This window comes from Paenibacillus apii, from assembly GCF_011043685.1.
In the GTDB taxonomy this organism is placed as follows: domain Bacteria; phylum Bacillota; class Bacilli; order Paenibacillales; family Paenibacillaceae; genus Paenibacillus_AQ; species Paenibacillus_AQ sabinae.
The window spans coordinates 105,378-126,250 of record NZ_JAAKGU010000011.1 but is presented as its reverse complement, the minus strand read 5'-3'; the positions used below and the strand labels follow the sequence as shown (position 1 = coordinate 126,250).

The 20,873-nt window shown below is 55.7% G+C and carries 20 protein-coding genes; 6 read left to right on the top strand and 14 right to left on the bottom strand.

Translation table 11 applies throughout. The features are described from left to right. Nucleotides 1-5: 5 nt before the first annotated feature. From G5B47_RS20350 to G5B47_RS20320, 7 genes are all read right to left on the bottom strand, one after another. Nucleotides 6-1,970, bottom strand: a complete 1,965-nt coding sequence (locus G5B47_RS20350) for a sigma-54-dependent Fis family transcriptional regulator (protein ID WP_165102048.1) — start codon at nt 1,968-1,970, stop codon at nt 6-8. Between the two features lie 227 nt (nt 1,971-2,197). Next, entirely contained in the window at nt 2,198-3,583 is a 1,386-nt protein-coding gene (gene lpdA / locus G5B47_RS20345; RefSeq protein WP_165102045.1) for a dihydrolipoyl dehydrogenase, read from the bottom strand. A gap of 14 nt (nt 3,584-3,597) precedes the next feature. After that, nucleotides 3,598-5,034 (bottom strand): dihydrolipoamide acetyltransferase family protein, encoded by a 1,437-nt coding sequence (locus G5B47_RS20340; RefSeq protein WP_165102042.1) that lies wholly within the window; start codon nt 5,032-5,034, stop codon nt 3,598-3,600. Nucleotides 5,035-5,050: 16 nt separating this feature from the next. Next, complete coding sequence (locus G5B47_RS20335) at nt 5,051-6,022, bottom strand: alpha-ketoacid dehydrogenase subunit beta (RefSeq protein ID WP_165102040.1); 972 nt, start codon at nt 6,020-6,022, stop codon at nt 5,051-5,053. Further along, nucleotides 6,019-6,975, bottom strand: coding sequence for a thiamine pyrophosphate-dependent dehydrogenase E1 component subunit alpha (locus G5B47_RS20330; protein ID WP_206107466.1), 957 nt, complete (start codon nt 6,973-6,975; stop codon nt 6,019-6,021). Before G5B47_RS20330 ends, G5B47_RS20335 begins: the two co-directional genes overlap by 4 nt. 292 nt (nt 6,976-7,267) lie before the next feature. Beyond that, nucleotides 7,268-7,771 (bottom strand): hypothetical protein, encoded by a 504-nt coding sequence (locus G5B47_RS20325; RefSeq protein ID WP_165102036.1) that lies wholly within the window; start codon nt 7,769-7,771, stop codon nt 7,268-7,270. A gap of 146 nt (nt 7,772-7,917) precedes the next feature. Then, the gene (locus G5B47_RS20320; RefSeq protein WP_165102034.1) at nt 7,918-8,586 is read right to left on the bottom strand and encodes an alpha/beta hydrolase; all 669 of its coding nucleotides are present in this window, start codon (nt 8,584-8,586) and stop codon (nt 7,918-7,920) included. Nucleotides 8,587-9,111: 525 nt separating this feature from the next. On the opposite strand from G5B47_RS20320, the gene G5B47_RS20315 reads away from it, so the two are divergent. Then, a complete protein-coding gene (locus G5B47_RS20315; protein ID WP_165102032.1) occupies nt 9,112-9,783 on the top strand; it encodes a DUF559 domain-containing protein in 672 nt (223 codons plus the stop codon). A 271-nt stretch (nt 9,784-10,054) separates the two neighbouring features. Here G5B47_RS20315 and yunB read toward each other — a convergent pair whose 3' ends face one another. Next, complete coding sequence (yunB, locus tag G5B47_RS20310; protein ID WP_407945237.1) at nt 10,055-11,206, bottom strand: sporulation protein YunB; 1,152 nt, start codon at nt 11,204-11,206, stop codon at nt 10,055-10,057. A 149-nt stretch (nt 11,207-11,355) separates the two neighbouring features. Beyond that, complete coding sequence (locus G5B47_RS20305; RefSeq protein ID WP_165102029.1) at nt 11,356-11,967, bottom strand: TVP38/TMEM64 family protein; 612 nt, start codon at nt 11,965-11,967, stop codon at nt 11,356-11,358. 329 nt (nt 11,968-12,296) lie between these two features. Here G5B47_RS20305 and G5B47_RS20300 point away from each other — a divergent pair, with 329 nt between their 5' ends. Next, nucleotides 12,297-12,806, top strand: a complete 510-nt coding sequence (locus tag G5B47_RS20300; protein ID WP_165102027.1) for an RNA polymerase sigma factor — start codon at nt 12,297-12,299, stop codon at nt 12,804-12,806. Between the two features lie 21 nt (nt 12,807-12,827). After that, on the top strand, nt 12,828-14,309 hold the full coding sequence (locus G5B47_RS20295; protein ID WP_165102026.1) for a DUF4179 domain-containing protein: 1,482 nt from the start codon (nt 12,828-12,830) through the stop codon (nt 14,307-14,309). Nucleotides 14,310-14,431: 122 nt separating this feature from the next. Here G5B47_RS20295 and G5B47_RS20290 read toward each other — a convergent pair whose 3' ends face one another. From G5B47_RS20290 to G5B47_RS20280, 3 genes are read right to left on the bottom strand one after another with little or no spacing between them, the layout of a single operon-like run. Then, entirely contained in the window at nt 14,432-15,316 is an 885-nt protein-coding gene (locus G5B47_RS20290; protein ID WP_165102024.1) for a glycine betaine ABC transporter substrate-binding protein, read from the bottom strand. A 15-nt stretch (nt 15,317-15,331) separates the two neighbouring features. Beyond that, nucleotides 15,332-16,165 (bottom strand): ABC transporter permease, encoded by an 834-nt coding sequence (locus tag G5B47_RS20285; RefSeq protein ID WP_165102022.1) that lies wholly within the window; start codon nt 16,163-16,165, stop codon nt 15,332-15,334. Between the two features lies 1 nt (nt 16,166). Continuing rightward, nucleotides 16,167-17,363 (bottom strand): quaternary amine ABC transporter ATP-binding protein, encoded by a 1,197-nt coding sequence (locus G5B47_RS20280; protein WP_165102021.1) that lies wholly within the window; start codon nt 17,361-17,363, stop codon nt 16,167-16,169. Nucleotides 17,364-17,612: 249 nt separating this feature from the next. Between G5B47_RS20280 and G5B47_RS20275 the strand changes: the two genes are divergently transcribed. After that, nucleotides 17,613-18,170, top strand: coding sequence for a GbsR/MarR family transcriptional regulator (locus G5B47_RS20275; RefSeq protein WP_165102019.1), 558 nt, complete (start codon nt 17,613-17,615; stop codon nt 18,168-18,170). Between the two features lie 73 nt (nt 18,171-18,243). Here the strand turns inward: G5B47_RS20275 and G5B47_RS20270 are convergent, their stop codons facing one another. Beyond that, nucleotides 18,244-18,696, bottom strand: coding sequence for a MarR family winged helix-turn-helix transcriptional regulator (locus G5B47_RS20270; protein ID WP_165102017.1), 453 nt, complete (start codon nt 18,694-18,696; stop codon nt 18,244-18,246). A 173-nt stretch (nt 18,697-18,869) separates the two neighbouring features. Here G5B47_RS20270 and G5B47_RS20265 point away from each other — a divergent pair, with 173 nt between their 5' ends. Together G5B47_RS20265 and G5B47_RS20260 are read left to right on the top strand one after the other, a co-directional pair. Then, on the top strand, nt 18,870-19,319 hold the full coding sequence (locus tag G5B47_RS20265; RefSeq protein ID WP_165102015.1) for a GNAT family N-acetyltransferase: 450 nt from the start codon (nt 18,870-18,872) through the stop codon (nt 19,317-19,319). A gap of 85 nt (nt 19,320-19,404) precedes the next feature. Next, nucleotides 19,405-19,980: a guanylate kinase gene (locus G5B47_RS20260; protein ID WP_165102013.1), complete on the top strand. Its 576-nt coding sequence runs from the start codon at nt 19,405-19,407 to the stop codon at nt 19,978-19,980. Here G5B47_RS20260 and G5B47_RS20255 read toward each other — a convergent pair. Continuing rightward, the gene (locus tag G5B47_RS20255) at nt 19,946-20,803 is read right to left on the bottom strand and encodes a sulfite exporter TauE/SafE family protein (RefSeq protein ID WP_165102011.1); all 858 of its coding nucleotides are present in this window, start codon (nt 20,801-20,803) and stop codon (nt 19,946-19,948) included. The genes G5B47_RS20260 and G5B47_RS20255 overlap by 35 nt on opposite strands. Between the last annotated feature and the right edge of the window lie 70 nt (nt 20,804-20,873).

The following is a 20,873-nucleotide window of genomic DNA, read 5'->3' as shown; positions in this document are numbered from 1 at the left end:
TCGGTTCAGATATCCTTTCTGCCAATTCCGTATTCCGTCAGCTTGCGGTACAAGGTCGATTTGCCAATTCGCAGCAGCCGGGCGGCCTCCACCACATTGCCGCCGCTTGCGGCCAGAGCGCGGCGGATGCTCTCAAGCTCGGCCTGCCGCATGCTCTTGACCGCGGGAAGGGCCTCCGGCGCGGATGCCTGAAGAGGCGCCCATGTAGAGTCCCGAAGCCCGCTGTCACTCCGGCTGACCGGAGGCGCTTCCCGCTCCGTAATGCAGTCCCCGGCGCATAAATAATAGGCCCGCTGGACGGCATTTTGCAGCTCGCGCGCATTCCCGCTCCACCGGCGCTCCTTCAATTTCTCCAGAAATCCGGCGCCAAACCGTTTGGCCGGTCCGGGATTTTCCTGGTTGCATTTGCGCAGGAAGAGCCGGGCAAGCGGCGGTATATCCTCCGGTCGCTCCCGCAGCGGGGGCAGCTTGAGATTGATGACATTCAGCCGGTAATACAGGTCGCCCCGGTATGCCTTCTGCGCAACTTCCTCCAGCAGATCTCGGTTGGTAGCCGCGATGACCCGGACATCCAGCAGCCGCTCATGCTTGCCGCCGATCCGCCGGACCTTGTGGTTATCCAGCACCCGAAGGAGTTTGGCCTGAACTTCAAGAGACAGCTCGCCAATTTCGTCGAGAAATATCGTCCCACCGCTGGCCAGTTCGAACTTGCCGGGGTTGCCTTCGCGCAGGGCGCCTGTAAACGAACCTTTTTCATAGCCGAACAATTCGCTTTCCACCAGCTCCTTGGGCAGCGCCGCGCAGTTAATGGCGATAAACGGTCCGTCCGCCCGCGCGCTGGCGTTATGGATGGACTGGGCGAACAGCTCTTTGCCTGTGCCGCTCTCCCCTTCGATCAGAACCGTGCAGTTCGTTCTGGCGATTTTTCGGGCAAAATCGATCTGCTCCTGCATATAGGGATGCTGCGTGACAATGTCCTCAAACCGGTAATTGGCCTTGAACCCCGCGAGCTGATTAACCTCCTTGCGCACCTGTACCGCTTCCCGAATGGTGAGCGACGCCCCGATCACCCGTTCATCCAGCGTGTAAGGACAAATATTGACCATGCAGTCAATCTTCTTCCCTTTCACCGTTAGCGTACAATCCGCATACCCGATACGGGTCCTGTTCCGGAACACGCCGTCCAGATCAACCTCCCGCAGCAGCTCCTTGATGTCCATCTCCCGAATCTCATCCATCTCCAGCATAAAAATGGAAGCCAGCCGCTCATTGAACGACCGGATGCGGTACTCTGTGTCGATCACAAGCAGCCCGTCCTGCATCGATTGAAACACGGCGTTCATCAGCTGGTTCGTCTCCAGTACATTCAATTGTTCTTCGATGCTCTTGACGGCGGAAACGACAATGCCAAAGGTATGGGGATGCACATCCTCCGCTTTGCCGGAAAGATCGAGGCAGCCAATGACCCGCCCGGAGCTGTCGTGAATCGGCGCCGCCGAGCAGGTCCAGGCGTGATGCGATTCGCAGAAATGCTCGTCCCCGACCACCTGTATCGGCAGGCCGCCCGTCAGCGCGGTTCCGACGGCGTTGGTGCCGACGCTGGCTTCATCCCACCTGGCCCCCTCGATAAAATTCACTTTCGCGCACTCCGGCTCAATTTCCTTGTTAAGTATCGTGCGGAGCAGCACGCCGTCCTGGTCCGTCAGCACGATAGCGTAAACCGTATCCTTGATCACCTGGTAGATGCTGTTCATCATCGGCTGGGCCACGGAGACCAGCAGCCGCTTCGTTTCGAGCCGCTGCCCAAGCTCTTCCGCGGACACCTGCACCCCCCGTCCCTGCAGCGGGTTGACTCCTGCCTCCCGGCATCTATTCCAGGAAGCCGCGATTTCCGGACGCGTTCCTTCGGGAATTCGCCCGCTCTCGATAAAAGCTTCCCATCTGCTCGTCGTATTCGGAAATCCGATCATTCCCTGTTCCCCCTCTGTCCGCTCCTTCGGCCGGACATACATATCCTGCAGCCGTTATTATTGTATGCGCTTACAATATTCTACCTTTATTATAAGTGCCCGTTCCTAGATTGATAACGGCAAAAAAACGGATAAGATGAACTTCTAATGACATTTTCCCATAACGGGAAACGCCCATCGGGTTCATTCATCTTATCCGTACCCGCGGCAGAGGGGGAACGTCCTGCCTAATGCGAATGAATCGCGCGGTGATTCACGGCAAGGGCCGCTTCCAGCAGCGCTTCGGAAACGGTCGGATGCGCATGCACCGTCGTTTCGATCTCATCCAGCGACGCTTCCAGCCGAAGCGCCAGCGCGCCTTGTGCGATCATATCCGTCGCTCTCGGACCGGCGATGTGCAGCCCGAGAATCTCGCCGGTCCGCTCATCGGTTACATACTTGACCAGCCCGTTCGTTTCGCCCATGATCATCGATTTGCCGTTGGCCTGAAGCGGGAAGATCCCCGTCTTCACATCCCGTCCCTGCTTCCGGGCTTCGTCTTCGGTCAGTCCGACCGAGGCCAGCTCCGGTCTCGTATACACACAGGACGGCACGGTCCGGAAGTCGACCGGTGATGGCTCGCCCATGATGTGCTCAGCCGCAACGACGCCTTCCGCCGAGGCGACATGCGCAAGCATGACTCCGCCGACGCAGTCGCCGATGGCGTAAATGGATGGCACCGCCGTCCGCATGCTGCCGTCGACTTCGATGGCGCCCTTGTTGATGGAGACGCCAAGGATCTCAAGGCCGAGTCCCGACGTCTTCGGACGGCGGCCGATGGACAACAGCACCTTCTCCGCTGTGACGGTAATCGGGCCGGAAGGCGTAACCGCCGTTATGGACAGCCCCTTCGGTGTTTGCTCAATGCGCTCCACCCGGGTGTCCGTATGGACATCGACGCCTGCGGTGGAGAATTCCTTCCGCAGGCAGCGGACGATGTCACGGTCCATCACGGCGATCAGCTCCGGCAGCATCTCGATGATCGTCACCTTGCAGCCGAGGCTGCTGTAAATACTGGCGAACTCGCAGCCGATGACCCCGCCGCCGATAATGCAGAGGCTGCCCGGCACCTCCGGCAGCGACAAAGCCTCGTCGCTCGTGATGACTGCGGAGAGCTCCGTCCCGGGAATCGGAACCCGCGACGGCTCCGATCCGGTGGCGACGATGGCCCGGTCAAAGCCGATCGTCTGCAGGCTTCCGTCTTCCTTGCTCACTTCCAGCTCGTGAACGCCGGTAAACCTGCCGGTGCCGATGATTTTCGTCACTTTGTTCTTCTTAAGCAGGGCGTCGATTCCGCCCGCGTTTATGCGGATCATCTTGTCCTTGCGCTTCTGCAGCCGCTTCCAGTCCACCGCAATCTGCGGGACCTCCAGGCCGATCTCGGCCGATTCGCGCTTCAGCGCCGTGTAGAACTCTGTCGTATGCAGCAGCACTTTGGTCGGAATGCAGCCGACATTCAGGCAGGTTCCGCCTAAAGCTTTTTTCTCGATCAGCGTCACTTCCGCTCCCAATTGAGCGGCCCTTATAGCGGCGACATAGCCGCCGGGACCTCCTCCAAGCACGACTACCTTCATCCTTTGTTCTCCTTTCACAGCAGCAGCAGCGCCGGATTCTCGGCGTACGCCTTGATTCGCTGCATAAACTGGGCCGCGACCGCGCCGTCCACCGCCCGGTGATCCGCAGTCAGACTGAGATTCATCAGCGGCTTGACAACGACTTCGCCGCCCACGGCGACCGGCGTATCCACGATCGCATTTACGCCCAGAATCGCCACTTCGGGCTGATTGATAATCGGGGAAAACGACTCCATGCCGTACATCCCGAGATTGGTTATGGTAAAAGTGCCTCCGGTCATGTCGGCCGGGGTCAAGGCATTGTCTCTCGCGGCTGAGGCAAGGGAGCGCACTTCATCCGAAATTTCACCCAGTCCTTTCCGATGGGCGTTGCGGACTACGGGGACGACCAGGCCGCCCTCCAGCCCCACGGCCACGCCGATATGAACCGATTTGTGAAGCACCAAATCATTTCCTTCAATGGAGCAGTTAAGCAGCGGATGCTCCTGCAGCGCTTTCGCGGCGATCGCGATCATCAGGTCGGTGTAAGTGATCTTCCGCGAATCCCGCAGCTGTTGTCTGAGAGCGGCCAATGCAGAGGTGTCCACCCGCATGTTGTAAGTGACGGCGGGCGAAATATCGACGCTCTCGCGCATCCGTTTGGCGATGACCCGGCGCATCGCGCTCATCGGAACCCGCGACACAGCCTGTTCCTGCAAACTAGCGTTCGAACTTACGGCAGCCGCTTCGGGAGATACGGTCCCGGAGACAGACCCCGGGACTTGATTCGGCCCGACTGGAACCGCTTCTGTTCCAGCGGCGTAAGACCGGACATCCTCCTTCATGATTCGGCCGTCCTTGTGAATGTCGGCGGGATTTATGCCAAGCGCCGCCGCTTCCTTCGCAGCGGCCGGAGAAATCCGGACCTTGGGCGAACCTTGCTTGCCGCTCTCGGCATGCCGCCGCACGTCGCCGTCCGTTATCCGGCCCTGCGGCCCCGTGCCTCTTACCGAAGCCAGCTCGACGTCCAGCTCCTTCGCCGTTCGCCGGGCCAGCGGCGAGGCCTTGATCCGCCCGCCGGGCGCGGCCGGTTCGTCCTGGGCGGCTTCTTCCTCGGCGGCTACGGCTTTCGCCCCGGAACTGCCAAGGCCGGATGCCACGGACCTTGGAGACGCCGCTTCTCCTTCCGGCGGATTTCCGGAAGCCCCTGCCGGAAGCAGCGCGGATATATCCTCATCCGCGTCCGCTATAATCGCCAGCGGATGAAAGACCTCCACCGTCCCTTCCTCGACCAGAATCTCCCTCAGCACGCCGCCGGTTTTGGCTTCGATTTCATTGGATATTTTATCGGTCTCCACATCGAACAGAATGTCTCCCTGCTCGACGCGGTCTCCCTTGGACTTCCGCCAATTGGAGACGGTTCCTTCCGTCATTGTAAGGCCCAGCTTGGGCAGTACGACCAATTCAGCCATGACGCACCTCCATGATTTAGAACATCTCTTTGACGCCCTTGACAATATCCTCTGCGCTCGGCAGCACCAGCGACTCCAGCACCTGGGAGTACGGGACCGGCGTATCCAGCGCGCCGATCCGCACAACGGGGGCGTCCAGCTCGTCAAAGCACTGCTCCGAAATCAGCGCCGACAGCTCGCCGCCATAGCCGCCGCGCTTCACTTCCTCCGTAACGACAAGCGCCCGGTGCGTCTTCGCGACCGACCCGAAGATCGTCGCTTTATCCAGCGGATAGAGCGACCGGAGGTCTATCACCTCGGCCTCGATGCCGTCTTTGGCGAGCGCAGCCGCCGCCTTGAGCGCGTCATGCACCTGCTTGCCATAGGTAATAATCGAGACATCGGCGCCTTCCCGCGCAATTCGGGCGGAGCCGAAAGGAATCGGATCGACCTTGTCCGGCACTTCGCTCTTTTGCGAGTACAGCACCTTGCTCTCGATGTACACTACCGGGTTGTCGTCGTCGATCGCGGTCAGCATAAGACCCCACGCGTCCTGTGCATTGGACGGGTATACCACTTTAAGTCCGGGCACATGCGTCACCCACGCCTCAAGGGAACCGGAGTGCTGTGCTCCGGCGCTGATGCCGCCGCCTGCAGGAAGCCGCAGCACGAGCGGCACGGAGATTTTGCCGCCGAACATGTAGCGCATCTTGGCCGCCTGGTTCACCAACCCATCCATGCCAAAGGTGAGAAAATCAATGAACATCAGCTCCGCCACCGGTTTCAGACCCGTCGCTGCCGCTCCCACCGAAGCGCCGACAATCACTCCTTCCGATATCGGGGTGTCCCGCACCCGCTCTTCGCCGAACTGCTCCCACAGCCCTTTCGTGACGCCGAAGGTGCCGCCGTAAGGACCGACATCCTCGCCCAGCAAAACGACGTTCTTGTTCTCCAGCATTTTCTCCCGCAATGCTTCGCGGATGCCCTCGCCGTAAGTAATTTTTCTCATCTGATTCGCGCCTCCTCAATCAAATCGGAGTAAATATCCCGCACGGAAGACTCCGGAGCCGGATACGGGCTTGCATCAGCGAACTCCAGCGCTTCCCGGATCTCCTGATCGATCTCCTGCCGGATCGTCTCAAGCTCCTCCTCCGTCAGGACGCCGTTGTCCAGCAAATAGCTTTCGAACCTTGGAAGCGGGTCCTTTTGCAGCCAGGCCTCGACCTCCTCCTTGGGCCGGTAAGCGCCAGCGTCGCCTTCAAAATGGCCATGATGCCGGTACGTCTTAAACTCCAGCAAAGTCGGCCCGCCGCCCGCGCGCGCCCGGCTCACCGCTTCGCCCACCTTCTCATAGACCGTAAGCACATCGTTGCCGTCCGCCGAGAGCGAAGGCATGCCGTAGCCGACGGCCCGCTCCGAAATATCCTGTATATTCTGGTGTCTCGCCTGGCTGACGGAGATGCCGTACAAATTGTTCTCGCAGACGAAAATCACCGGAAGCTTCCATATGCTGGCCAGGTTCATCGCCTCATGGAAGGTGCTTTGGTTCGTGGAAGCGTCTCCAAAAAAACATACGCTCACTTGATCGGTTCCTCTGTACTTCGCGCTCCAGGCCGCACCCGTCGCGATCAGATGCCCGGCCCCGACAATGCCGTTGGCGCCAAGAATGCCCAGTTCCGCATCTGCGATGTGCATGGAGCCCCCTTTTCCTTTACAGTAGCCCGTTTCTTTGCCGAACAGTTCCGCCATCATATACTTCAGATTGCCGCCTTTGGCAACGATATGCCCGTGTCCCCGGTGGGTGCTGGTAATGTAATCGTCGTCCCTCAAGTTCGCGCAGGCGCCGACAGCAATCGCTTCTTCCCCGATATATAAATGCACAAAGCCCGGAATCTTGCCTTCCGCGAAAAAGACCGACGCTGTCTTTTCGAACTTGCGAATGCTCTGCATTTTTCGGTACATCCCGCTCAACAATTCTTTTGGAATGGTCAAGGTGAATCCCTCCCGATTCTTTAATAGTCCCTGCTGCCGTTTCTTGATGGAATCTCTGCTTCCCGTCAGGCGCCCCACCCCCGGATTAAATTGGCCTTCGCTTATATTAAAGATGCAATTTCCGTGCCAAACTCAAATGCCTGAAACATAAGGCCGCACTAAAAAAACCTTTCCCATTCTGGGAAAGGCCGGGAGAATCCTTCCCATTTCGGGAAGAATCGGGAAAGACGGGTAGTAGGCTGAATTTCGAATAATTGGCGGCTTATTTTTCCATGATTAGCTTCTCAAACGCCGGGGCATCAAATCGGTCGCCCTGTATGAGCCATTGCCCGTTCACGTTAACAAGGGTCAGTAGCCCATCCAAAGGAACGCGTTTCCTTTCCTTGCCTTCAAGGTCCGACAACACAAGGTCCAATGTATAATTCAGCTCGACTGTATCTTGTTTGTGTTCTTCCGGATTGAACTTTAGGTTCGCCGGTTTAAAGGAAAGGTTCTGATTATGTGCAGCTTGCAAAGGCAATAGTGTGTACCGGGTGTCGACCGCCTTTTGATAAAAATCATCCGTTAAAAAGGGCTTCATCTGTTCATTTCGCTGCCGGATTGATGCTTCGGACAAGATATCTTCGGACGCCTTGACTACGTACTCGGCCTGTTTGTACTTCTCTGCGGCCTGAACAGCCTCGTCAACAGCCGTTGATGAATTGCAGCCCGCAAGGATCGCCAGGGAAAGGAACGTTACGCTTAACAAGCACCAGATTTTTCGCATAGCAGCCACCTTTTCAATAAATTGGAAATGATAGTGATGATTTTACCATATTTTTGCTATTTATAGAGTGAAAAAAGCCCTTCCCAAATGGGAAAGGCTTGACGCGGTCTCGGGCGCGTATAGGAAAAATGCAGGTAAACCGGATGTTACATGGAAGAAGCACCTTGGATGAACCGGTGAACCTTGTCCAGAACCCTCTCTTTCTCCTCGCAGTAGCACAGCATATGCCCGCTGCGCTCGACCAGCAGGATTTCCTTGCCCGAAGAGCCGATATTCCGCTCCAAATAGGCCGCGCTCTTGGTTTTGACGAGATGATCTCTCGTTCCCTGCACAATGAGCGTCGGCGCCTCGATCTGCGGGAACAGGTCAAAGCTCTCACGGACGATCCGGTTAAATTCGCGGTTGGCATGGATCGGCGTCGAGCCGAACTTGCTCACATAATTTTTCAGCATCGCAGGGCTCCCCAGCGTCTTCACAATCTCCCCCGGATTCAGCGGGAAGACCGGCGCGGCGAGCAGGGTCAGCGATTTGACGAGACTTTTGTAGCGGACGGCCAGACGGGAAGCGATTAGCGCCCCCATCGAAAAGCCAATAACATGCACCCCCTGCCCGCTCTCCGCCAACTGCCCCAGCTCGCTCCCGGCCTGCCCGTACCAGTCCTCCCGGGTGGCCCGCCGCATATCGGCCTTACGGCCGGTGTGCCCTTTTAGCGTGAACGTATGGGTTAGATAATGATGCTGTTTTAAATATTCCGACAGAGGCTCGATTTCAAAAATGCCCCCGGTAAATCCGTGGATGAACAGACAGCGTTCCATGATCATTCCTCTTTTCGCACGGCTTAACGTTGTAATGGGTTCATTATACGCCTGCGGCGGAGGGGATACCAAGTTTGGTGGCGTGAAGGTTAAAACCTGTGATGGGCTATAGCTGTTCATGACCGAGGAGTGGAGGATTTGATTAAACAGTGAAAAAGACTCTTGATTCGGATGCTTAGATCGGTTGCCGGCGGGAATTCCTGCAGCCATGAAATAGCCAAACGGCATAAAAGCTAGAGGAAAAACGGCAACATGGACAGCGGCCAAAACGGCATGATAGCCGAGCTGAAACAGCAATATGGTATGCAGATAAATGGCACGATGACCGAGGCCAAACAATAACATGGTACGCAGATAAATAGCACGATGACCGAGACTAAATGCAGCGGTTACACACAATAAAGAAATTCAATGGTTTTTCCTTTCCGCCATTGCGGAACTGCATTATAATGGGTCTATGACGAAGAACGTCCTGTTTCACTCAACCGAGTGAGCCGGGGCGTTTTTTATTTTGGGGAGGAAAAAATGGACTTTAACGAAGCCTATCAGCAGTTTATTGAATATCATCTTGCACACCGGACAGGAGAACGCCAATCGAGGCTGAAAAGGGGGCATCTGCACGCTGAATCATTGTTTCTGGAAAAGGTCTGGTGGCCTTTGATCGGCCATATGAATGATCTGCATCCGGAGTATGAAGTATTGGATTGGCGCGGCAGGTCTTATTTTGCCGACTTTGCCTGGCTCCCGGGATACGCCAAGCTAATTATAGAAATCAAAGGATTTGGCCCGCATGTGCGCGATATGGACCGGATGAAGTATTGCAATGAATTGAACCGGGAAACCTTTCTGCACGCTATGGGATACCATGTGATTTCCTTTGCCTATGACGATATTGAACAGCGTCCACAGTTATGCGTCACCTTGCTGCGCATGGTGCTGAGCCGCTACCAGCCATCGGCTGCGCCCGTCTCCAGAGCGGTGCTGGCCGAGAAAGAGGTACTCCGGCTCGCCATTCACGCCGCTAAACCTCTGCGGCCGGTGGATGTTGCCCGGCATTTTGAAGTCGACTCCAAGACGGCTGTTCAAATTTTGAAAAAGCTGTGCGTCAAGGGCTGGCTGATTCCTGTCCGGCGCGGCAAAAGCGAAAGGGCGGTCGGCTATGAACTGGCTAATGGCGTTCTCGACTATTACCTGTAACGGAAACTCTCCGGCTTAATTCTCATATTTCATCCAAAAATGTACATTAAGGCGGAAAAGCTCCAGCTTATTCCTCCCCCTGCCCCGTAAAGTAGACAAAAGGGAGAAATAAACAGGAGCTTTTCCAGTTTATTTGGAAATTCAGAAGATTTAAAGATTATAAACGGGAGAAATTCCCGTTCATTCAGAAAATCTTCGGTCGGGCCTTGGGCGCCCGCCCGGCGCGGCCCGCCGCCACCGCCCGGCGCAGCCCCGCCGCCGCTCCGCCCGCCTACGGCTCCGCCGTCGACGGCGCGCCACCGCCGTTCGCTCCCGTGGAGCTGCCGCCGGCGGCCGTGCCTCCCGCCTGGCCGCCCTGGCCACCCCGCGCGCCCGGGCTTTGCGCGCCGCTCCCGCCCGGCGCGGCACCGCCCCCGCCCGGCGTGCTGACCCCGCCGGAGGACGGGGCGGGCACGGCGATATTCGGTGCGCCGGCGCTTCCCGAGCCGACCGGTCTGCCCTGGTTGTCGTAGTAATACATCGGGACGTCCCCGACAACCATCAGATAGGATACGGGAATTTCCGTATCGACCACCTGCGGCTCCATGTCGAACGGCACGACCACCGCTACCTCGGTAACGATATGGATATACACCTCAACCAGAATCATGTTGATTCCCGCATTTTGCTGGCGGGTGTTCAGCTCGACCTTGACCGCGCCCTGCGGCTCGATCTTGATCGGAACATCCGGCCCGAAGGAGGCGATCAGCGGACTGTCCAGCGCCTGGCCGAGCGGAATATGCTCGGTCTGGTTGTGCAGTCCGTCCAGGGTGGACTGAATCACTTCGGCCGCCTGCGAAGTAATCCGCATATGCTCCGCATAGTTGAGCATAAAGCCGGAGACCTTGCCCGCGCTGTCCGTCTTCCAGTCGATCAGCTTCTCGGCGTTGCTGCCGCTCGCCACCTGGGAGGCGATGGCTTTGTTGATCGCCTCGGTTGCGACCTGCTTCACCCGGATCTGCGCCAGATGGATGATCGGCGGTGTCAGATGCCTTTCCACATAGCCAAGGCCGAATAGCACAGCCGCCAGCATCAGCAGAACGGCGGTGAGCCAGAACCGGCGGCGGCTTCCCGGTCTCCGCTGCCGCCCCCCGTTCACTTGCCGCACGCCGCCGCTTGGCCGCTCGCCCCACTCCCTCGCCTTACGCGAAGCTCTGGCGGGCCTGGACTTGAAGCGGGCGCCCCCCGGCCGCAGCGCCATCCATTCCCCGTCTGCGAAGCCGCCGCCCCCTCCGCTCCGGTGCGCCCGCCGAAACATGCCGGAGCCGCCGGACTTGAACCCGCCTTTACGCGCGGGCGGCGTGAAGCTGATCCTCGGCAGGCGCAGCCGCCCGAAAGCCGGCAGCTGAAGCCGCCGGTTTCCCCATTTTTTGATTCTGCCCATTGCGATGGTCCCTCCCGCCGCTCTCGGCGGTCAAGCCGCCTTCAATAGTATCGTATTCGCCGCCCGCCCAAAAAAGAAGAACGCTTACCCGGCACGATAGCCGGACAAGCGCTCTATTTTTGCTATGTATAGGTGTCTATGGGCTGCAATCAAACCATCCGCTCCCGCTTATCCTCCTGAAGATGACCCCAATGCTTCCAGATAAATACGGCGACCAGCACGGCAACGAACAGACCGTAACCGGTCAGATAGAAGCTCCACTCCTCTCGCGGGACGATAAGGGAAGAACTGATGGTGCCGAAGAGCCAGATGTAAGACAGGTTGCCAAGCGACGTCCCCCAAATAAAAGCGGGAAAGGGCAGAGGCGACACCGCCGACATAATATTAATGATATTGTTGGGGATGATTGGGATGGTGCGGAGCAGCACCAGCGTCCAGATGCCGTAACGGTTCAAATAACGCTGCCATCTATCGTAACGTTTCAGCTTCCTGCCAAATTTCCGGTCAAACCAGTGAAACAAATACCTCCGGGACAGATAAAATACGAACACCCCTCCCAGGTTACAGACCAGCCAGCTTACCAGCATCCCGCCGATCACATCAAATACCGAGACATGCAGCACGATCAATATAACGAACGGGAAAAATCCGAACAAGCTCTGAAGAAGCGCAAGCGGGATCGTAACCAAGAGTATTGCGGGCCCGCTAAGGCCCAGCGCCTGCAGCAGCCAATCAATCCAGGCGTTTATCATGTCCGTCATGCGTCGGCCTCCTCTCTCTTGCTGTTTGCCCTGCATCCCTGCTTCTGAAGCATATTCAGATATTTCAAAGAAAACACCCCGTATGGGGTGTTTTGTATACGAAAATTTCACTATAATCTATCATTTAAGAACAAAAGAGTATAAAGTGCGACTAAATTTTCAGCCGAGTTCTCTCCATCATAGCATACTTATTAATCTACTGTAAAATAATAGCGTCGCTTGTAAGAAAATCAATCGTTTTCCCGGTCTGCCGCGTCTTACTGTTAAGAACATGAATTTAGATAACTTCTCCAAATACCAACACCAATAAGAGAGAGGGGGAGTGGTGAATGGTGGGAAATACAATGGACGAGGTCCGGTTGGCGGATTTTGCGCGGATGGATGAAGAAGCTTTTTTTGAACGCCTGTACGTCGAACACCGCAAAATGTACGCGATCGCCTTCAGCTACCTGGGAACGGAAACGGACGCGCTGGAGGTAGTGCAGGAAGCGTCTTGCCGGGCTTGGATGAATCGCAAAAAGCTTAAAGACGAGCAGGCTTTCACGCCCTGGCTGATCCGGATTACCATCAACTGCTGCATGGACGAACTCCGGCGCAAAAAGCGCATGTTTCCGGCAGAGAGACTGGCGGAGGAAGCGGCGCAGGAAATGAAAAGCAACGAACGGATCGACCTGGAGCGGGCGATGAACCGGATGAAGCCGAAATACCGGCATGCCGTGATCCTGAAATACTACCAGGACATGACAACCGCCCAAATTGCATTGGTGCTGAACAAACCCGAAGGCACGATCAAAACCTGGCTGCGCGAAGGATTGAAACAGCTTCGGAAGTATCTGTAGATATACGGGAGGCGAATGGTAATGATAGAAAAAGAAGAACGCATTCTGCGCCAGAATGCCCAAGATGTGAACCGGCACGCCGAAACATTCCAGGAAATGAAAATCTACAACGCCATGCGAAAAGGAATTACAGAGGGGAAAAAGCGCGAGAAGCGGCGCATCTATTCCACCGGTATGGGTGTGACCGCTGCCGCAGCGGCTGCCGTTCTGCTTACGTTCTCCTTCTTAAATGGAGCGCCGGTAACAGAAGTTTCTGAACATTCCGTGCAAACGGCCAGCACTAAAAATTGGGACGATTTCAAAGCGTACCGCTTGAGCTCCAGATTAGATCCTGCACTTACAAGCGCCCTGGAACAGAATCTCGTAAAGCCGGTTCGCCAGAGCGCGGAAAGCAAAGGCTACCGTGTCGATGTGGCCGGCGCTGTTACGGATGGCCGAAAAGTGTTTGTCCTGTACAGTGTCCAGAACAATACGGACAAAGAAATCGATCACGCGGATTTCTCGCTTCAATTTGGAGCCTTTAAGGACCCGTATCCTGGTAAAGGCACAGTATTAATGATGCTGGGTCCCGAGAGCCGAATCCCGCCGGGCCAATCCGTAGATTTTATATACTCCACCAACCTTCCCCCATCGGTTCATTCGAAGGAGGCGAACTACCATGTTGCTCTTACCGAGACCTCAGAGGAGGCGCTCGCTTCCAGCGGTTCCCGCAAAAGCAAGTACCGGACTGATCTGGATATTGCGTTCGAGCTTGACCCCGACATGTTAAAAGACCAGCAGCATACGTTAACGGCTGATCGCACCTTGACCGTGGACGGACAGAAAATCAACGTGCGTCAAGTGCTATATACCCCGCTGAGCACCTATGTGGATTTGGAGTATGACAAGAACAACGAGAAACGAATCTTCCAATTGATTAATCCTGTTCTGATCAGTAAAAAGGGGGACACTACCGAAAAATTATATTACCCCGGCATCATTACATCTGACAATTCCGTAGCCTACTCGGACGATTCCAAGGCCACGCTCGTTTTCAAGAACAGCCAGTACAGCCAGCCAGACTCCGTCTCATTGAAAACATTCGGCATTTCAGCTGTCGATAAGGATCAGATGAAAATAGTCGTCGATTTAAACAAGAAACAGATTATTGAAGCGCCGGGGAGTGATCTTGAACTTGTCGAACCCACCCCAGAGAACAATGCGGATACGGGAGAAATTCTGTTACGGCAAAAGATTGACAATGCCCAATATTTTAACACTATTACCTGGCTGGCCGACAGCTTCACCGATGCGCAGGGTAAAGTGCACAAAAAAGCGATTAATCCCACCTCATCAAGCAGCTACGGCGTCTCTAAGTCAATGGATGGTACAGCGGTGCACGAGATTCCTTATAACTTTGGAGAGGAAGCCAAGAATTATCCGCAGCCTCTAACCATACCGATTGAGAAGTTTATAAATCCGATTTGGGACACGCAGGCCGTAGAGCTGTACTCGAAGAATTAGGGGCTAAATCATAATCCGCACAAAAAAGAGAGGTGTCCCAGCAGCCAGTTCACGGCTTTGGGACCCCCTCCTATTTTACATCTTTCCCTCTTGTCATTCGGAATCCCGTCAGACAAGCTTACTCAGGTACCCTTAATCCATTCATTCACTTTGTCCGGGTTGGCTTCCACCCAAGCCTTGGCCGCTTCCTCCGGGCTCTGGCCGCCCTGAATGCCAACCATCACCTTCGCCATATCCTCCGGCGTCCATTGGAACTGGTCCATTACGCGGTAGACATCGGGCTGATCGTCTTTCAGGCCTTTGCTGACCATCGTATGGATCTGCTCGTCACCGCCATAGACGCCTTTGGGATCGTCCAGGTATTTCAGATCCATGTTGGCGAACATCCAGTGCGGCGTCCAGCCGGTCACGACAATCGGCTGATTGGCGTCATAGGCTTTCTGCAGCTCCTGCGCCATCGCCGCCGACGAGCTTTCCACCAGCGTGTAATCCTTCAGATTATAATCGGCGAGCGCTTTTTCCGTGGCCGACATAATACCGGCGCCCGGCTCGATGCCGATAATTTTATGATCCAGCGAATCGCCTGCGGCGCTGTCTTTAAGATCCTCAATGGAGTTAATCTTCATATAGGCCGGAACCGTCAATCCGATCTTCGTTCCGTTCAAATTGGCGCCGAGGTCTTCCATATCGTTGCCGTATTTCTCCATGTAGGAAGCATGGGTGCTCGGCAGCCAGGCGGCCACCATCGCGTCTGCGCTTCCGTCGGCGATGCCCGCGAACATCGGACCGGCGTCGACCTGCAGCATTTCAACCGTCTTGCCCAGCTTCGATTCCAGCACTTCCTTGACCACATAGGTGCTGGCGATTTCTGAATCCCAGGCCACGTAGGCCAGTTTTACCGTTTTGGAGCCGCCCGCCGAAGACGAACAGCCGGTCAGCATAACAGCTGCGGCCATGACGGTTAATAGGGCGATGGACAATAAGCTCTGTTTGTTTCTTTTCTTCATTAAATATAACTCCTCCTACTTATGCTTGATTTTCAGCGCATTTTGCGTCAGACGATCCAGCAGAATCGCCAGTACAACGATGGCGATCCCCGCCTCGAACCCGGCGCCGGTCTTGGCCTGCGATACGGCCCGGTATACATATGCGCCGACTCCCTGCGCGCCGATCATGGATGAGATGACGACCATCGACAGAGACAGCATGATCGTCTGGTTAATGCCGGCCATAATGGTCGGCAGCGCAAGCGGAAGCTGCAGCTTGAACAGCTTCTGCCTTGGGGTCGAGCCGAACGCGTCGGCGGCTTCGACCAGCTCCGGCGAGACCTGGCGGATGCCGAGGCTCGTCAGGCGGATCGTCGGCGGAATCGCGAAGATGATCGATGCGATGACGCCCGGAACGACGCCCAGCGAGAAAAAGGACACCGCCGGAAGCAGATAGACAAACGCCGGCATCGTCTGCATAAAGTCCAGAATCGGCGTCAACACATTCCGCGCGGCGGCGCTCTGCGCGCACAGAATGCCAATCGGCACGCCGATCAGCACCGCCAGCACGGAGGCCGTCAGCACAAGGGCGAGCGACTGCATCGAAGGGGCCCACAGCCCTAGGTTATCGATCAGCAAGAGTCCGATCAGCGCAAACAGCGCAAGACGCCACTTCCCGATCCAGTAGGCCAGCGCCGTAATCAGCAGGATAACAGCAATCGCGGGCAGAAAGGTCAGACCGGCATTGATACCTTCCACCATGCCGCCGATGACGGCATGAATGAAATCAAAGACGGGGCCGAAGTAGAGTGTAAGCCACTCTTCAATCTGCTCGATCAGGCGGCCGAGCGGCAATTTTGGAATATTCATATCAGATATTCCCTCCTTCCGGCACCGCGTTGCCCGCAAGCGCGGACAGCACGGCGCCTTTAATCACGATTCCTTTCAGCCGTTCCCGCTCGTCCACGACCGCCACCGGCAGCGGCGATTCCGCCATCAGCTCGAACAATTCGTTCAGCAGCGCATCCGGACTCACGCTGGGAATCTCGGTTCTCAGTACATCGGAAATCGTCTTTTGCTCTTTCAGCGCCCGCGCAGCGTCATCGGCGGTAATTACGCCCAGAAGCTTCATTTCTTTATCTGCCACGTACAGGCTGGACACGCCGCTGTCGCGCATCAGCTGCAGCGCGACGCGCGGACCGCGTTCGGGCCGGATCATCTCCGGCTGCTTCATGACATGCGCCGCGGTCAGCACCTTCGATAAGTCAACATCCTCCACGAACCGCTCCACGTATTTGTTGGCGGGCTGGATGAGAATTTCTTCCGGCGTGCCGATCTGCACAATGACGCCGTCCTTCATCAGGGCGATCCGGTCCCCGATCCGCAGCGCTTCGTCCAGATCATGCGTGATGAAGATGATTGTCTTCTTCACCCGTGACTGCAGCTCCAGAAGCTCCTGCTGCATATCCTTGCGGATCAGCGGATCAAGCGCGCTGAACGCCTCGTCCATCAGCAGGATGTCCGGGTCGTTCGCCAGGCCGCGCGCAAGTCCGACGCGCTGCTGCATCCCGCCGCTGAGCTGATCGGGGCGATGGTTCTCCCAGCCGCCGAGGCCGACCAGCTCCAGCGCCTGCTGCGCCAGCTCTCTGCGTTTCTTTTTATCAACACCCTGCACCTCAAGTCCGTACTCCGCGTTGCCGAGCACCGTCCGGTGCGGGAACAGGCCGAACTTTTGAAAGACCATACCGATATTTTTGCGGCGGAACTGACGTAGCTCCTCGGCATTCATCTTCACAATATCCTGTCCCCGGAACAGAATCTGTCCCGCCGTAGGATCGATCAGACGGTTAAGCAGCCGGACGAGCGTCGATTTACCGCTCCCCGACAAGCCCATAATGACGAAAATTTCGCCTTCTTTAATATGAAAATCGGCCTGATTCACTCCGACCGTCAGCTTGGCCTCGCGGGCAATCTTCTCTTTGGACCAGCCTTGCTGCAGCAGGGTGAGCCCTTTGCGGGCGTCCTGCCCGAAAATTTTGGTCAGCTGTTTGACCTCCAATATAGGCATATCGTCCTCCTTCTCCCGAATTTTCCGGGTCGACTCACTCGTTACAGTCTACCGGAAGACCGGAAGGAGAGGCAAACACTATATACCGTAATATTTTATCGTACAGTTTTTACTTTACGTACTTTACATAAAGAATACTCCGTTTTACTCCAAATTACGTTTCAAACCGTATCTTTACTTCGAATGGGGGAAGTGATTACAATAAGCTAGGAGAAGTTCTATATATAAGCTTCCTTCAGGAGGGACAGCATGAATGATTTAGAAGGACTCGCGCCCGAGCAAATTGAAAGAATCAGCAAGGTCCGGGAGCGCGTCATTGATTCGATCGGCAAAAATATGGACTTATACGGCATCACCCTGTCCATTGGCCATTTGTACGGAAATATGTATTTCAATCAGGGGCCGGTTACGCTGGACGAGCTGAGCAAGGCGATGGGCATGAGCAAGACGTCCATGAGCACGGGGGTCCGCACGCTGCTTGATCTGAAAATGATCGATAAAGTATGGGGCAAAGGAACGCGGAAGGATCTGTTCGAGGTGTCGTCCGACTGGTACCAGAATTTCAGCGACTATTTCTCGATTAAATGGAGAAAAGCGGTGGAAAGCAACATGAATGTCCTGTCGAAGGCGTTAACCGAGCTTCGGGCGATGAAAGAGGAATATGGCGGGCAAGAGGAGCTTAGCTCCCTGCTATATAAAGACGAGCGCAAAATCGAAGACGCCATCAAATATTACCGCTGGCTGCTGAAGCTGATCGAGGCGATGGAGACCGGCAAAATCTACGATTTGATTCCGAAGGAAGAATAGAATCCTTGTTGGACGAAGGCGATGGAGCTTGGCCGGGAGGCTGCCATCGTCTTTATTTTTGCGCGGGGGCAGCCTAATAACTTCGCTTGTTGCCTTTTTTCACATATTCCCAGTCCTGTTCGACATTCCGCCTCACCCTGTTCAAGAGCTTGTGCAGCGTCTGGATTTCCTCAGCGGACAAGCCCGCCAGGGCCGATTGGTCGGAATAGTCGGATTCTCTTTTTAAAAAAGGATACGCTTCCTCCCCTTTAGCGGTCGGATACAGCTTCTTGATCTTCCGGTTGTCCGGGTCGCTGCGCTTCTCGATAAACCCTTGAAGCTCCAGCTTGGCGATGGCGCGCGCTGCGGTCGTCCGGTCCACCTTGATCATCTCAGCCAGCTTCTCCTGAATCACCCCGGGCTGCTCGCAGATGCGAACCAGGTATAAATACTGCCCCTTCGTCAGCTCCAGCTCTTTGAATTCGATGTTGCTGATGGAGTCGAAGGCTCTGGCAATCATTCCGATCTCACGTAAAATCTCTCTCATGTCAACGCTCCTGTTTCGATAATTATTGTAAATACAACAAAATAAAATTATACTTATAGACATTATGACACCTTGGTTCCATTATGACCCGATCCGAGGCTGAAAGCCAGAAGCGGATGCGGCTATTGGGGAACTTCGGCAAGAAATCCAAGACTTTTATGAGGTGAGTGCTGATGAACTGGCATCTGAAAGCTTTTAACGAGCTGTCCAATCTGGAGCTCTATCATATACTGAAGGCAAGAACCAATATTTTCGTCGTTGAACAGAACTGCCCTTATTCCGAGGTGGACGGCAAGGACCCGGCCTGTCATCATCTGTATCTGGAGGATGAGGGCGAGATCGTCGCCTATCTCCGGATTCTGCCCCCGGGCGTGGCATATCCTGAAGCGTCGGTCGGCCGGTTCATCGTCGATCCAAAGCTCCGGGGAACGGGCCTTGGCCGAGAGCTGTTCGGCAGGGGGCTTGCTTTTGTCCGGGAGCATTTACGGGAAACCCGCGTGAAAATCCATGCGCAGGCTTACCTTCAGGACTTCTACGCTTCCTTCGGCTTCGAGCCGGTGTCGGACATCTTTCTGGAAGACGGGATTCAGCATATCGAAATGCTTCTGTCGCCAGAAGATTAAGCCACTCACGTCTTTCGTCTTTAGCCGGGCAACCGGCCCGAATCCCATTTTATGCATCCATTTCCCCAGGTAAGGAGTGTTGGCATTGGGACGCATTATTGTGCTGTACGGACCGTCCGCTTCCGGCAAAAGCGAGATTCAGCGGCAGCTTACAGGTCCGGGATTTCCCCGGATCATCACGGCGACGACCCGTCCGCCGAGGACGCATGAAATCAGTGGCGTGCATTACCTGTTTCTGGACAAAGAAAGCTTCCGGGAGAAAATGTCGCGCGGCGAGCTGATCGAATGGACCGAGTATAACGGTGAATGGTACGGCACGCTGCGCTCCAGCATCGAGGAAGCGATAGCCGGCCCGGACGATGCCAATATCATCCTGGATTTGGCCGGCGTGCTTGCGCTTAAAGAGCGCTACAAGGAGCATGTTGCCGCCATCTACATCGGTGCCGACCTCCCTTCTCTCGCCAGAAGGCTGGCCGAAAGAGGCGGAGACACTGCCGAAACGGCAAGCAGGCTGCAAAAGGCCCGGGAGCAGGAGCTCACCGAGGCCTATATGCAGCCTGCGGACGCCGTCATTTGGAACAGCGACGGCGCTGATTTCGGGGATACGCTGAAGCGGGTACGGGAAGCTATAGCTTCCTTTGACGGGCGGGGGACGCAATGACGGCCTTGCCTGCCCGCGCCGTTTTAAGCGCTTTGGTGAACATCTTAATCGCGGACAGGATCAGAATGAAGCCTAGCACCAGTTTCAGCAAGCTGGAGGACACGTAACTGATCAAGATGCCGCCGATAAACGAACCGATAATCGAGCCAATCCCCATGGGAACGACGAGTTCCTTCCATTCTTTTTTCTCCGCATAGGCCCCATTGGAACCATGTCTAATCATCCCGATCACCACGGTCGGCAGACTGATCAGTACGCTGGCGGTGCCCGCGATTTTGATATCCACCCCGAATACGAGCAGCAGCGTCGGAATAATCAGTTCCCCTCCGGCAACCCCAAGCAAACTGCTCACGATCCCAATCCCTGTTCCGAAAGCGATTCCAACGAGAACGGCAACTGGTAAAGACATTGGTATTCCGCTAGCAACCAACGGTGAAATGCCTTCCGCAATCAGCAGGATGCCGATGGAGACGAGCAGAATGAGGATGACTTTCTCGAGCGTCCGTTCGGACAACCGCTTGGAGTAGTTCGCCCCTGTGTAGGCACCAACCATCCCGCCGGCGATAAAAGAAACAATGACGGGCAGAATCGCCGTCAGCGCTGGAAGCGAAGCCTGGGGAAGACGCATGATCAGTGAGGAAATAAGGGTGACCAGGCTGACGGCCAAATTGAACGCCACGGCCTGACGCGTCGGATACTTGAACAGACCCACCAGCACAGGAAGACGGAATTCCGCTCCGCCGAGTCCGATCAATCCCCCAAGACAGCCAATGGGCGCTCCTGTGATTACGGCGAGCAACGATTTTTTGCCTTTTTCATTCATAAATCAGGGTCTCCCTCCCACAAAACCGTACAAAACACCACGAAACACAACAAAACCGGATTTAAAAAAA